12 protein-coding genes are annotated in these 12,830 nt (G+C 58.4%); 10 read left to right on the top strand and 2 right to left on the bottom strand.

Annotated features, from left to right (window positions below; genetic code table 11):
* Nucleotides 1-21 precede the first annotated feature (21 nt).
* The 3 genes from JMF85_RS11410 (at nucleotide 22) to JMF85_RS11420 (ending at nucleotide 2,776) form a co-directional block, all read left to right on the top strand.
* On the top strand, nucleotides 22-1,251 hold the full coding sequence (locus tag JMF85_RS11410; protein WP_127607136.1) for a DUF2157 domain-containing protein: 1,230 nt from the start codon (nucleotides 22-24) through the stop codon (nucleotides 1,249-1,251).
* Nucleotides 1,244-1,798, top strand: a complete 555-nt coding sequence (locus JMF85_RS11415; RefSeq protein ID WP_201318208.1) for a GDYXXLXY domain-containing protein — start codon at nucleotides 1,244-1,246, stop codon at nucleotides 1,796-1,798. Before JMF85_RS11410 ends, JMF85_RS11415 begins: the two co-directional genes overlap by 8 nt.
* 90 nt (nucleotides 1,799-1,888) lie before the next feature.
* Entirely contained in the window at nucleotides 1,889-2,776 is an 888-nt protein-coding gene (locus tag JMF85_RS11420) for a lipoate--protein ligase family protein (RefSeq protein WP_201318214.1), read from the top strand.
* Here the strand turns inward: JMF85_RS11420 and JMF85_RS11425 are convergent.
* Complete coding sequence (locus JMF85_RS11425) at nucleotides 2,759-3,484, bottom strand: alpha/beta hydrolase (protein ID WP_201318209.1); 726 nt, start codon at nucleotides 3,482-3,484, stop codon at nucleotides 2,759-2,761. The two genes, JMF85_RS11420 and JMF85_RS11425, sit on opposite strands and share 18 nt — an antisense overlap.
* Before the next feature lie 224 nt (nucleotides 3,485-3,708).
* On the opposite strand from JMF85_RS11425, the gene pdhA reads away from it, so the two are divergent.
* The 5 genes from pdhA to JMF85_RS11450 all read left to right on the top strand — a co-directional run bounded on the left by pdhA (nucleotide 3,709) and on the right by JMF85_RS11450 (nucleotide 9,499).
* Nucleotides 3,709-4,779 (top strand): pyruvate dehydrogenase (acetyl-transferring) E1 component subunit alpha, encoded by a 1,071-nt coding sequence (gene pdhA / locus JMF85_RS11430; RefSeq protein WP_054798678.1) that lies wholly within the window; start codon nucleotides 3,709-3,711, stop codon nucleotides 4,777-4,779.
* Between the two features lie 18 nt (nucleotides 4,780-4,797).
* On the top strand, nucleotides 4,798-5,778 hold the full coding sequence (locus JMF85_RS11435; protein WP_127607142.1) for an alpha-ketoacid dehydrogenase subunit beta: 981 nt from the start codon (nucleotides 4,798-4,800) through the stop codon (nucleotides 5,776-5,778).
* A gap of 32 nt (nucleotides 5,779-5,810) precedes the next feature.
* The gene (locus JMF85_RS11440) at nucleotides 5,811-7,181 is read left to right on the top strand and encodes a dihydrolipoamide acetyltransferase family protein (RefSeq protein WP_127607144.1); all 1,371 of its coding nucleotides are present in this window, start codon (nucleotides 5,811-5,813) and stop codon (nucleotides 7,179-7,181) included.
* Between the two features lie 6 nt (nucleotides 7,182-7,187).
* Entirely contained in the window at nucleotides 7,188-8,606 is a 1,419-nt protein-coding gene (gene lpdA, locus JMF85_RS11445; protein ID WP_127607146.1) for a dihydrolipoyl dehydrogenase, read from the top strand.
* 134 nt (nucleotides 8,607-8,740) lie between these two features.
* Complete coding sequence (locus JMF85_RS11450) at nucleotides 8,741-9,499, top strand: GNAT family N-acetyltransferase (protein ID WP_127607148.1); 759 nt, start codon at nucleotides 8,741-8,743, stop codon at nucleotides 9,497-9,499.
* Nucleotides 9,500-9,621: 122 nt separating this feature from the next.
* On the opposite strand, the gene JMF85_RS11455 is transcribed toward JMF85_RS11450, so the two are convergent.
* Nucleotides 9,622-10,491 (bottom strand): hypothetical protein, encoded by an 870-nt coding sequence (locus JMF85_RS11455; protein ID WP_201318210.1) that lies wholly within the window; start codon nucleotides 10,489-10,491, stop codon nucleotides 9,622-9,624.
* 140 nt (nucleotides 10,492-10,631) lie between these two features.
* Here JMF85_RS11455 and JMF85_RS11460 point away from each other — a divergent pair, with 140 nt between their 5' ends.
* Nucleotides 10,632-11,477, top strand: a complete 846-nt coding sequence (locus tag JMF85_RS11460) for a DUF429 domain-containing protein (protein ID WP_201318211.1) — start codon at nucleotides 10,632-10,634, stop codon at nucleotides 11,475-11,477.
* Between the two features lie 233 nt (nucleotides 11,478-11,710).
* On the top strand, nucleotides 11,711-12,658 hold the full coding sequence (locus tag JMF85_RS11465; protein ID WP_201318212.1) for an NAD-dependent epimerase/dehydratase family protein: 948 nt from the start codon (nucleotides 11,711-11,713) through the stop codon (nucleotides 12,656-12,658).
* The last annotated feature ends 172 nt before the right edge of the window (nucleotides 12,659-12,830 follow it).

Genomic DNA, 12,830 nt, shown 5'->3' on the forward strand with positions numbered 1-12,830 from the left:
TCCGGACAAGAGGTGATACGCTTGAGCAAAAAATGGGTGGAACGCGAAGCGTCGGCCTGGGTCGATCAAGGAATTGTCACCCGTGAGCAGGCCGATCGGATTATCGGACTCTATGAGGATAAAAAGCATGCGGTCGGCCTGCTTCCGATTTTGGGAAGCGTGTTGGTCGGTCTCGGTATTTTGAGCTTTATTGCAGCAAACTGGCAGGATATTCCCCAACTGCTCCGGCTTCTGCTGATCGTGCTCGTCATGTGCGGATTTTACGCTGGCGGCGAGGCGGCGACGCGGCGAGGCGCGCAGAAGCTGGGGATTGCGCTCGCCGGTCTCGGGGTCGTCAGCTTCGGCGGCGGCATCATCCTGATCGGTCAAATGTTCCATTTGGTCGCTTACAATGCCGGGTCGTTCATTCTATGGGCGGCGGCGGGGGCTTTGGCCGCGTACATGTACCGCAGCCGTTACTTGTACTTGCTGGCGCTGCTGTTGTTCGATGCGGCGCAGGTCTACAGCGTCGCTTCGTTCGGCAGCTTCAGCTATACCGCCTTTCTTCTCATGGCGGCGGGACTTGGCTATTACGGCTGGAAGTTCCGCAGCGATCTGCTCGTATGGTGCTTCAGCTTAAGTGTCACGGCGCATGCGCTCATGTGGGTGCTGTCGGAAGAGTATAAATTCATGTGGATGTTTATCCCGGCGCTTGCGCTGTATGTGTTGGGGGACTGGTTGAAGGAGCGCCGCGGCGCCTACGCGCTTCAAGCTGCGCCGCTCGCCGCCGCGTTCGTGTTCGGCGTGTTCATGGTGCTGATCGGCGGCGAGTGGAGCGAACGCTCGCTGCGCGAAGGGCTAAGTCCGGAGCCGCTGGCCTACCTGAGCGCGCTGGGCGTGCTGTTCGCTGCTTCGCTGGCCGGCAAATCGATGCGGGGGCGGTTGTCAACCGCATACGAATGGGTGCTGTTCGTTCCGTTCTTCTACTTGAGCGCCGGTATATACGTGATGTATTTGCTGTCGCTGTTCTTCTTCTCGCTGTACGTGCTGTGGCGGGGCTATGCCGAAAGCTGGCGGTTCAAAATCAACTTCGGGACGGCGCTGTTCATTTGCAGCACGCTCGTCGCTTACGGCAAGCTGACGTGGGACTTTATGGACAAATCGCTCTTTTTCATCATCGGGGGCGTTCTCCTGATCGGCTTGAGCTGGTTCTTGAACCGAAAAAACAAACAGGTGTTACACGATGCGGGGGAGGGGAACCGGGATGCCTAACGAGGCGATGAACTTGAAGAAAAGACGGTCGCGGCTGGTCGCGCTGTTCGCCTTGCTGCAAACGCTTGTGCTCGCCGGCATCGCGATCTCGTACTACGCCGTCGGCTGGTACGGCCAGGACATCCGGATCCGCACCGTACCCGTCGACCCGCGCGATTTGTTGTACGGCGATTACGTCACGCTGGCATATGATATCAATACGGTTACGCCTGTGATGTGGAAAGGCTCGGACCGGCAGGTCAAGCGGGGGGACGCCGTATACGTCGTCGTGAAGCCGGGGGCCGACGGCGTATACGAGCCTGTGGCGGCTTACGATGCGAAGCCGCCGGTCGGAGCGGGCGAGGTGACGCTGAAAGCGCGCGCCCTGTACACGTGGGATAACAGATACGAAGGCGGCTTCCGGGTGAGCTACGGCATTGAGAAGTATTACGTCCCGGAGAATACGGGCAAAGAGCTTGAGGAAAAAGCCGCGCAGCTGATCGTGCATGTGAAAGTGGCCCCTTGGGGACAGGCGAAGATCGAAGGGCTGGAAGACGCGACAAGCTGATGCGGCACAGATTTCTGGTAAGCTTCCCTTGAATCCCAAGAGTATCCTCTTTACAATAAGAGGAACAAGATGGGGAAAAGGGGAACGGGCATGGAACGCGCATACGAACCACTGAACAAAGACGATACGGGCCATCAGCCGAGCGGGTGGGAAGGCGTGCTGGTCCTGGACCGCACCGACGAGCTCGGCGAAGCGGACGTGCTGTATCCGTTCGCGCTTGAGGAATTGCTTTGCCGTTATGCGGGCGAAGGAGGGCCTTCCATCGTCCATCTGTGGCGGCATCCGCGAGCGTTCGTGATGGGGCTGCGCGACAGCCGGCTGCCGGGGGCGCCGCAAGCGACCCGTTGGCTCCAGGCTCAGGGCTACAACGTCGCGGTGCGCAACTCCGGCGGGGCGGCTGTGCCGCTGGATCTTGGGGTGGTGAACGTCTCGTTCATCCGTGCCAAGCGGAGAAAGGGAGACCTTGATTTCCGCGACGATTTCGAGACGATGTACGAATTGATCGCGACTGCGCTCCGCGAAGCCGGGGGCGGCGTCGATAAGGGCGAAATCGTCGGAGCGTACTGTCCCGGCGATTTCGACCTCAGCATCGGCGGCCGCAAGTTTTGCGGCATCGCCCAGCGGAGACAGCAGCACGCGTATGTCGTGCAGGCGTTCGTAGTGGCCGAAGGCGCAGGTGCCGCTAAAGCGCGGCTCGCGCGTGCGTTCTACGAGCGGGCGGCCGAAGGCGCAGCGGCCGATGCGGCCTATCCGCGGGTGACGGAGGACAGCATGGCGAGCCTGACCGAGCTGCTCGGCGAGCGGTTCGGCGGCGCCGCGGCGTTCGCCGATGCGGTGAAACGCGTCGTTCGCGAGCGGCAAAGCGAGGCCGGGCTGGCCGCGGCTTCCGCCAAGCTGTGGCTTCCGCAAGCCGCCAAGGTGCGGGAGATGGCCGAACAGATGCGCGCGCGTTACGGCATTCTAGAGAAACCGCAATAACATCGCAGGCAGCTCCTGCTGCCAGAAGCCCCACAGATGCTTGCCGGGCTTCTCCATATATTCAAGCTGGCAGCTCCTCGCGACGAGGAGCTGTTTTGTTATGCGGTTTGCCTCGAGGAAGTCGAACGTGCCGCGGCCGGTGGAGACCACTGTTTCTTCCGTGCCGATGAGCATGGACAAAGACAGCCAGGACAAATCGCGCTCTTCGGCGATCCGTGCCTGGGTTGACTGCAAAAATGCTCCGGATAAGGATATAACTTGCTTAAATAGGCTAGGATAATCTAAGGCAAGATGCAGCGAGACCGTTCCGCCCAGCGAGTCGCCGGCAAGTATCCGTTCGTTTGAATCGGTGCGTACCGGGTAATGATGTTCAGTGAAGGGCAGCAGCTCTTCTGCGAAAAACCGGCAGTAGGCCGCGAAACGTTCGCCGCCCGGCGCATATTCATTCGTCCGAACGCTTTTGTCGACGTCGACGCCGACGATAATCGCTGGTTCGGCGTTGTGATCGTAGATCAGCCGGTTCATGGCGGTGGCGATTCGCCCGAAATTAAAAAAATCTTCGCCGTCCTGGCAGTAAATAACGGGATAGGACAGAAGCTCATTGTAACCGGGCGGCAGATAGATGCGCAGCGCGCGGTTTTCGCCTAAATATGTGGACGGGACAAGCTCTTTGACGATCGTTCGTTTATAGTAGACGTCTTCTTCCATCGGTCGATACCTCCGTTTGTATTATAATAGTTTTCACAATTTTCACCCACTGTACTATTCATTTTGTGAAACTGTTATAGTTATTATTTGTGAAAAAAATCATATTTATCAGGATAGTTCTTGTGTTATTTGCAAAAACAGGTTTATAATACTACTATAACAGAATTTGTGTTTTTTCGATATTGCCCCTGTTCCAACATTAACTGTAAGAGGTGACTTATCTGATGAGTAAGCCATATATCGTTGGCGTACAAGAAGTGCAGCCGTTATCCGTTCTCGGTTCCGACGGCCAAGTGGTCAATCCGGAAGCGATGCCGAAATTGACAGACGAGCAATTGCGCGAGCTGATGCGGCGCATGGTATTCACGAGAACGTGGGACCAACGTGCCGTGAACTTGACACGCCAAGGACGTCTCGGCTTCTATGCGCCGGTATCCGGTCAGGAAGCGACGATGATCGGCAGCGAATTCGCGCTGAATCAAGACGATTTCATTTGCCCGGGCTACCGGGATATGCCGCAAATCGTATGGCACGGCTTGCCGATGTACCAAGCGTTCCTGTATTCCCGCGGCCACCAGCACGGCGGACAAATTCCGGAAGGCGTGCATGTGCTCATGCCGCAAATCATCATCGGCGCTCAATATTTGCATGCGATGGGCGTAGCGATGGCGTTCAAGAAGCGCGGCGAGAAACGCGTCTCCATCACGTATACGGGAGATGGCGGTTCATCCGAGGGCGACTTCTACGAAGCGCTGAACTTTGCGGGCGCGTTCAAATTGCCGGCGATCTTTATGGTGCAAAACAACGGTTATGCGATTACCACGCCATTCTCGAAACAAACGGCGGCTTTGTCCGTTGCTCATAAAGCGGTAGCTGCGGGTATCGAAGGCGTGCAAGTGGACGGCATGGACGTGCTTGCGGTTGTCAAAGCCGTACAGGACGCTGCCGAACGCGGCCGCAGCGGCGAAGGCGCGACGTTGATTGAAGCGATCACCTACCGGTTCCTGCCGCACTCGATGTCCGGCGACGACCCGTCCAAATACCGCACCAAAGAAGAAACGGCTGAATGGGAGCTTAGAGATCCGCTGAACCGCTTCCGCCTCTACTTGACGAGCAAAGGCCTCTGGACGGAGGAAGAAGAAGCGGCTGTCGTGGAAGACGCGAAAAATACGGTAGCCGAGCAGATCAAGAAGGCGGAAACGACCGAGAAAATGACGGTTGCGGGCTTGATCGACAGCATGTTCGAGACGACGCCTCAGCACCTGGAAGAGCAAAAAGCGGATTATTTAGCGTAAAGGAGAGGACTTTCAGCCATGGCTCAAATGACAATGATTCAAGCGATAAAAGACGCGATGCGCGTCGAGCTGCAGCGCGATCCTAACGTCGTCATTTTCGGGGAAGACGTCGGGAAAGTAGGCGGCGTGTTCCGGGCAACGGAAGGGCTGCAGGGCGAATTCGGCGAAGAGCGCGTATTCGATACGCCGCTGGCCGAGTCCGCGATTGGCGGTATGGCTGTCGGGATGGCGATTCAAGGCTTCCGTCCGATTATGGAAATTCAATTCGTCGGCTTTATTTTCGAAGCGTTCGACCAAATCGCGGTGCAAGCGGCACGGATGCGTTACCGTTCCGGCGGCCGTTACCAGGCTCCGATCACGATTCGAACGCCTTTCGGCGGCGGCGTGAAAGCAGCCGAGCTGCATACGGACCCGCTTGAGGGCCTGCTGGTGCAAACGCCGGGGATCAAGGTCGTTGTGCCTTCGAACCCTTACGATGCCAAAGGCTTGCTGATTTCGGCGATTCGCGATAACGACCCGGTCTTTTTCATGGAACACTTGAATCTGTACCGTTCGTTCCGCGCGGAAGTGCCGGAGGGCGAGTACACGGTGCCGATCGGCAAAGCGAACGTCGTTCGCGAAGGCTCGGACGCCACGATCATCACGTACGGCGCGATGGTGCATACGTCCTTGAAAGCAGCGGAAGAAATCGAGAAAACGCGCGGCGCGAAAGTCGAAGTGATCGACCTGCGTACGCTGATGCCGCTTGACATCGATACGATCGTCGAGTCGATCAAGAAAACGAACCGTGCGATCGTCGTGCAAGAAGCGCAAAAAACGTCCGGTATCGCGGCTGAAGTGATCGCGCAAATTAACGAAAAAGCGATCCTGCACCTCGAAGCCCCGGTACTGCGCGTGGCGCCGCCGGATACGGTGTATCCTTTTGCGCAAGTCGAGGATCAATGGCTTCCGAACCCGGCGAAAATCGTTGCCGGCTTGAATAAAGTGCTCGATTTCTAAAACGATGAAGCGACAAGGACGGTGAGTGATCGATGGCAACGTTTGAATACCGGTTTCCGGAGCTGGGCGAAGGCATTCATGAAGGCGAGATCGTCAAATGGCATGTAAAGCCCGGTGATTCCGTAAACGATGAAACGATATTGATGGATGTGCAGAACGATAAATCGACAGTAGAGGTTCCTTCTCCGGTAGAAGGCAAAATCGTCGAACTGAAAGTTTCCGAAGGTACTGTATGTACGATTGGCGACGTCATCGCGATCATCGATGTTGTCGGCGAAGTACCTCAGCAAGCCCACGGCCACGGCGAAGCAGCCGCGGCTCCGGCAGCGGCGCCTGCTCCAGCGGCGGTTGAGCCGGTCGGCAGCGCGATCGCGGCCAATGTTGCGGCGGCGAAGATCGACACGCCGATGGCGGGCAGCGCTCCTGCGGCAAGCCCGGCGTCTGCGCCGGCAGCGGCGGCAGGCCAAGTGCTGGCGACGCCGAGCGTGCGCAAGCTGGCGCGCGAGAAAGGCGTGAACATCGCCGACGTGCCGGCGACAGGCAAGAACGGCCGCGTCACGAAGGAAGACGTGCTCGGCTTTGCAGCTGGCGGCGGCAAGGCTGCTGCTGCGCCTGTGGCTGAGGCTGGCGCAGCAGCGCCGGCGGCAGCTGCAGCGGCACCTGGCGCGGCTTCGTCCGCAGCGGGCGCTGTCAGCGGCGACCGCGAGGAAGAGCGCGTGCCGTTGAAGGGCATCCGCAAAGCGATCGCGAACGCGATGGTGAAGAGCGCCTACACGGCTCCGCACGTAACGCTGATGGACGAAGTCGATGTGACGCGTCTGGTCGCGCTGCGCGAGAAAGCGAAGCCGGTTGCCGAGAAGAAGGGCGTCAAGCTGACCTACCTGCCTTTCATCGTGAAGGCTTTGGTCGCAGCGGCTCGTCAATTCCCGGCGATGAACGCGATGATCGACGAAGAGAAGCAAGAAATTGTGTACAAAAAGTACTATCATATCGGCATTGCTACGGATACCGACAACGGCCTGATCGTACCGGTAATCCAGGATGCGGACCGCAAAAACATTTGGACAATCGCAGCGGCGATCAAAGATTTGGCGACTCGCGGCCGCGAAGGCAAGCTTAGCGGCAGCGAGCTGAGAGGCTCCACGCTGACGATTACGAATATCGGCTCCGCGGGCGGCATGTTCTTCACGCCGATCATCAACTTCCCTGAAGTGGCGATCCTGGGTACAGGCCGTATCTCCGAGAAGCCTGTCGTGAAGAACGGCGAGATTGTGATTGCTCCGGTTATGGCGCTTTCGCTCAGCTTCGACCACCGCATTATCGACGGCGCGACGGCGCAAAACTTTATGAATTACATCAAGCAGCTGCTTTCCGATCCGGAACTGCTTGTAATGGAGGTGTAACCCGCTATGGTAGTAGGTGACGCATCGGTAGAAATTGACGTATTGGTCATCGGCGCAGGACCCGGCGGTTACGTGGCGGCGATTCGCGCGGCGCAGCTCGGCAAGAGCGTGCTCGTCGTCGATAAAGAGGAAGTCGGCGGCGTGTGCTTGAACCGCGGCTGCATTCCGTCCAAGGCGCTGATTTCCGCGGCGCATCAATACGAGGTTGTCAGCCATGCCGAGTCCATCGGCATTACGGCTGAGAACGTCAAGGTCGACTTCGGCAAAGTGCAAGCATGGAAGGACGCAATCGTCAAGAAGCAAACCGGCGGCGTCGGCATGCTGCTGAAGGGCAATAAAATTCAATATTTCAACGGCGAAGCGTTGTTCATCAACGAACACGAAGCGCGCTTGTTTAACGATAACGAAACGGCCCGTTACCGTTTCAACGCCTGCATCATCGCCACAGGCTCCCGTCCGATCGAGCTGAAGGCGTTCCCTTACGGCGGACGTATTCTCTCGTCGACGGAAGCGCTGAAGCTGTCCGAAGTGCCGAAGAGCCTGATCGTCATCGGCGGCGGCTATATCGGCATCGAGCTTGGCCAAACGTACGCGAAGTTCGGTACGAAGGTTACGGTGCTGGAGGGTTCCGATTTCATCCTGCCGGGCTTTGAGAAAGAATTGACTCGACTCGTCGAGCGCAATTTGAAAAAAATCGGCGTCGACATCGTCACCGAAGCGCTGGCGCAATCGTGCGAGCGGACGGAGAACGATGTGACGGTGACGTATACAGTCAAAGGCGAAGAGAAGAAAGTGACGGCCGATTACGTGCTCGTTACGGTCGGACGCCGCCCGAACACCGACGGCGAATTGTCGCTGGAGCTCGCGGGCGTCGAAGTCGGCGAACGCGGCTTGATCAAGGTGAACGAGAAGTGCCAAACGAACGTGCCGCACATCTACGCGATCGGCGACATCGTCGCCGGTCCGGCGCTGGCGCATAAAGCGTCGTACGAAGCGAAGGTCGCGGCGGAATCGATCGCCGGACTGCCTAGCGTCGTCGATTACAAAGCCATTCCGGCCGTCGTGTTCGCCGACCCGGAAATTGCGGGTGTAGGCCTCAGTGAAGCCGAAGCGAAAGAGAAAGGCATCAACGTCGTAGTCGGCAAGTTCCCGTACGGGGCGAACGGCCGCGCACAATCGATGAACGCAACCGACGGCTTCGTTAAGCTGGTCGGCGATAAAGACAGCGGCCTGCTCGTCGGCGGATTCGTCGTCGGCGCGGAAGCGTCGAACCTGATCTCCGAGCTTACGCTTGCAATTGAGATGGGCGCTACGCTCGAGGACATTGCGCTTACGATTCATGCGCACCCGACGCTTGGTGAAATTACGATGGACGCCGCCGAAGGCGCGCTCGGCCATCCGATTCATCAGTTGGGTAAAGCGTAAACCGAATCGAGAAGAAGAAGCAGCACAGAGAAGGGCTTGCCTCCGCGGCAAGGCCCTTTTTTGTCGAGCTGGGACAATTGCACGCAAGCAGATTCGACTATAATTCGTTCAACTGGAAAGGAGGCGAATGGTATATGGGAACTGACGTTCGGATTGTCGCATTAATCGAAGAGCTGGTCGCGAACGCTTGGCCGGCTTACACGCAGCAATCGTACGGCGCTTGGAAACTGAGGGCGACCTTCGGAACGACCAAACGGGCAAACAGCGTGTTCACGGTCGGTCCGATGCCGGAAGATGCGGATTGGCTGCGCCGGATCGAGCGGTTCTACCAAAGACGCGGACTGCCCGTTTGTTTCTATGTCAGTGACGTGTCACCGGATGGGCTGGATGCGGAGCTGGCCGGACAAGGCTACCGGCTGGAGATGGATTGCTCGCTCATGCTCGGACGTACGGGGGAGGTGCTGGAGCGGGTAACGGACGGAGGCCGGTTTACTTTCGATTGTGCCGAGGAAGCCGATGACTCCTGGATTCACGATTTCATGCGGCTGGAAGCTTTTCCTCAGGAACGGTTCGCAGGGTATCGTCATATATTTTCGGCCGTCGGGCCGGAGAAGTCGTTCGTACGTGTCCTGGAGGACGGCGCAACGGTTGGTCTCGGCACGGTTGTAGCGGAGCGGGGCTTCGCAGGGATCAGCAATATTATCGTGGACCCGAAGCATCGGCGCAAAGGCATAGCCCAGCAGCTGCTTCGCGCGCTCGCCGTATGGGCGCAGGACCACGAAGCCGACCGCTTGTATTTGCAGGTGATCGACGACAACGCGCCGGCGGTGACGCTGTATCGGCAGCTTGGTTTTGACAGGATTTCAGGTCACCGGTACTGGATAAAGCCTTAGGAGGAAAAACAGGACGAAACGTTCGTCAAGCTCGAGCATGGGATTGCTGCAGGGCTTGCTCCGACCTGGCGGCCTTTCGCCACAAGGATACAACCGTCATTCGTTAGGCCCGGCATCAGCTTTTATCTGGAGCCTTTCTGTCTTAACCAGTAAGCCAGCGCAGCTTTGACGATAGATATGGAGCGATCCACGAGTCCGAATCCGAATCCGAATCCGGTGACGGTGGTTGATGCCGGCTTTGCCAAGGAGGAGGCGGTCTTGAATGGTTTCCGCACGCCTCCAGCGGATGATTTGCGTGGCTTGGCCGTTCGTATGGCGGAAGCAGGCGCTCGGGATGAAGCATCGGGGCGGAGTTCGTCATTGCCTGGCATTCCGGGGCTGGAAGCCGTAAATTTCCCCATGTATAACGTTTTGGTTCGTTGATGATATGAAAGCGGCACCTGTTTCCCTTCGCTTAGGCGGAGCTTCCTGATTAAGTGAGGCGACAGAAGGAGTTCATCGCTGAACTGGTTTTCGGGAATGACGAGCTTGGCCTTAAGTTTCACGCCGTTTTTGCTCACGGTCAGTCTGGAGTTCGTGTGCCCGCCCATTCCAAGGGTGGCAATCAGCGCGGGGCCGAGCGTAATGCGAGGTTCCCGGCCGCGCTTTCGATCCGTCCCGAGCACGGCTTCACCGCTGCTTAACGTAATCCGGGTCAAAGTGATCGCATTCAGCAGCGAGTTATAATCGATCAGATAGCGGCTTTGATCCTGCAGTCCGAGCGCCAGGGCGGTTTGCGGACCGACTTCGATATACGGGTACGCGCACTCGTCGCCGTCTTCCTTATGAACTTGCACCATCCGTTCCGCGCCTTCGTTTATTAAAATAACGTTCGTTCGGTTGTACAGATCTTCCAAGTCATGCGCAACTTTGCAGTAACATTCCACGACAAGCGTGATTTCATGCTCGTTCCGCCGGTCGGAAATCAACACATCGACGACGTCTCTGCCCATCTTACATCCTACCCTTTCGTCAAGAGTCCGGTTCAATCCGTTACAACGTATGTCAGCGGCTGAATTTCCGCTTGTACGGCTGTCCCTGCCCGCATATATCGGGCTCCTCACGCGAGCCGTAAGGGAATGCGGCGGCCTGTATGATACAATCGGAATATACCCATTTATGGGAAGAAGCGGGGGCGAATCGTTTGCAACAAATTCCGGAAAAGCAAGGAAGCGCGGCGGTATATGTCGGTATCGACGGATGTCCGGGCGGTTGGTTCGCCGTCGCCTTGACGGGGGAAGACGGCGGCTGGCTGACATCGTTGTATGCGACCGTCGAAGAGCTGTGGGCCGCTTATGGGCATGCCCGGCTGCTGCTGATCGACATGCCGATCGGGTTGGCGGACGGGCCGCTGGACCGGCGGTGCGATGCGCTCGCCAGGGAGCGGCTAAAGCCCGGACGAGCATCAAGTATTTTTCCTGCGCCCGTTCGCGAAGTGCTGGAAGCCGCCGATTACGCGGAGGCGAACCGTGTGCAGCGGGAAGTAAGCGGACGCGGGTTGTCCCGGCAATCCTGGGGGCTGGTCGGAAAAATCCGCGAGCTCGACGAGCTGCTGCGGCGCGACCCGCAAGCGCGGGAAGCGTTCCGCGAAGCGCACCCGGAGCTTGTCTTCGCCGGACTGTCCGGCCGGCCGATGGAACACGGCAAAAAAACGGAAGACGGGTATGCGGAGAGGATGAGCCTCTTACAGAGCGTAATCCCGTCCTCCGGCCGGATCGTAGAGGAGACGCTGGCCCGTTACCCGAGGCGTACGGTACGGCGCGACGATATCGTTGACGCGCTTGTCCTGGCCGCTGCCGCACGGCTGTGCGGCGGGACGCCGGACGAGCTGCCCGAGACGGGCGACACGGATCGCGCCGGTTTGCGGCGGACGATTTCCTTTGTCGATCGGGTCCGCAGGTCAAAGCCCGGCTGGGCGGAAATTCCGACGCCTCTTTGAACGAGACTCCCGGCATCCCCTGAGGCTGTATGGCGCTGTTGAAGACGTGGCTGGGAATCGCCGTACCCGGAGCGTTCTGATTCGCTCATCAGCGCGTGAAAGAAGGCTTGCGCGCTCGGGCAGGGGCTGCTGTCGTCAAGTTTGGCGAAGCGATTGTCTATGGCGGGAAACGGGTTGTTAGCGGTATGATGGTAGAAACTGACTTAGGAAGAAGGGACGGGGGCTAACGCGTTATGAACATCTTAGTTACCGGAGGGGCTGGCTTTATCGGCAGTCATTTGGCGGCCAAGCTGCTCGCCGAGCACGACGTGACGATCGTCGATATGCTGCATCCTTACTATTCGCCCGAACGAAAGCGGGCTCATCTGGAGGAAGTGGTCGGAAGCGGGGCTTGCCGCTGGATCGAGGCGGATTTGCGCGATGAGGATGGACTGCGCCGCATCATGGAGGCGGGACGTTTCGAAGCGGTGTATCACCTGGCGGCAGTTCCCGGCGTGACGCCGTCGATCGCCGATCCGCACGGTTATGTCGACCTTAACATTCATGCGACGATCAATGTGCTGCGAACAGCCGGGGAAACGGGCGTAAATCATGTGCTGTTCGCCTCCTCGTCCTCTGTATACGGGGAACGGGAAGGCGAGGCGATTCGCGAAGAAGCCGCCAACGGCCGCGTCATCTCCCCTTATGCGGCGTCGAAGGTGGCGGGCGAGTCGCTGTGCCATACGTACAAGTATTTGTATGGGTACCGGATGACGATACTGCGCTTTTTTACCGTGTACGGGCCTTGGGGACGTCCGGACATGGCGATTGCCAAATTCATCCGCAGCGCGATGAACGGCCGGGCGATCGAAGTGTTCGGGGAAGGATCGGCGCGGGATTACACGTATATCGACGACATTGCGGACGGGCTGAAGGCGGCGCTGAACAGTCCGGAGGATGTCGGCGTGTATAATTTGGGCTGCGGGCGGCCGGTTGAGATGAATCGTTTGCTGGACGGGCTGCAATCGTATTTTCCCGATCTGCAAATTGTGCGCAAGCCGGAACGGGTCGGCGACGTGAAGATGACGTGGGCCGATACGTCCAAGGCGGAAGCGCTGCTCGGTTATCGTCCGAAGGTGAGCATCGAAGAAGGGCTGGCCCGCTCGATCGCTTGGGCGCAAAGCCGTCCCGAACACGTCTAGAGCCGGGGAGCCCCTGAGGCCAGGCGGGCGGGCGCTCCAATGAACGAAGCGAAGGACGCCGTCTGCCCGATCTTCGTTACGGGCACTTATTTCCTGGGGAATGTCCGCATGCAGGTTCCGCTTCGGCAGGGAGCATGCTGGACATCCATGTTCGTGAAAAGGCCCAAAAAAA

This window comes from Paenibacillus sp. EPM92, assembly GCF_016586185.1.
Taxonomy (GTDB): Bacteria; Bacillota; Bacilli; order Paenibacillales; family NBRC-103111; genus Paenibacillus_G; species Paenibacillus_G validus.

What these genes read in the sequence shown, in the direction of transcription:
- JMF85_RS11420 (WP_201318214.1), top strand. Translation starts at nt 1,889, where the DNA reads ATGGAACGCGCATACGAACCACTGAACAAAGACGATACGGGCCATCAG.
- JMF85_RS11455 (WP_201318210.1), bottom strand. Translation starts at nt 10,491, where the DNA reads ATGGGCAGAGACGTCGTCGATGTGTTGATTTCCGACCGGCGGAACGAG.
- JMF85_RS11425 (WP_201318209.1), bottom strand. Translation starts at nt 3,484, where the DNA reads ATGGAAGAAGACGTCTACTATAAACGAACGATCGTCAAAGAGCTTGTC.
- JMF85_RS11415 (WP_201318208.1), top strand. Translation starts at nt 1,244, where the DNA reads ATGCCTAACGAGGCGATGAACTTGAAGAAAAGACGGTCGCGGCTGGTC.
- JMF85_RS11440 (WP_127607144.1), top strand. Translation starts at nt 5,811, where the DNA reads ATGGCAACGTTTGAATACCGGTTTCCGGAGCTGGGCGAAGGCATTCAT.
- JMF85_RS11435 (WP_127607142.1), top strand. Translation starts at nt 4,798, where the DNA reads ATGGCTCAAATGACAATGATTCAAGCGATAAAAGACGCGATGCGCGTC.
- JMF85_RS11450 (WP_127607148.1), top strand. Translation starts at nt 8,741, where the DNA reads ATGGGAACTGACGTTCGGATTGTCGCATTAATCGAAGAGCTGGTCGCG.
- JMF85_RS11460 (WP_201318211.1), top strand. Translation starts at nt 10,632, where the DNA reads ATGATACAATCGGAATATACCCATTTATGGGAAGAAGCGGGGGCGAAT.
- JMF85_RS11465 (WP_201318212.1), top strand. Translation starts at nt 11,711, where the DNA reads ATGAACATCTTAGTTACCGGAGGGGCTGGCTTTATCGGCAGTCATTTG.
- pdhA (WP_054798678.1), top strand. Translation starts at nt 3,709, where the DNA reads ATGAGTAAGCCATATATCGTTGGCGTACAAGAAGTGCAGCCGTTATCC.
- lpdA (WP_127607146.1), top strand. Translation starts at nt 7,188, where the DNA reads ATGGTAGTAGGTGACGCATCGGTAGAAATTGACGTATTGGTCATCGGC.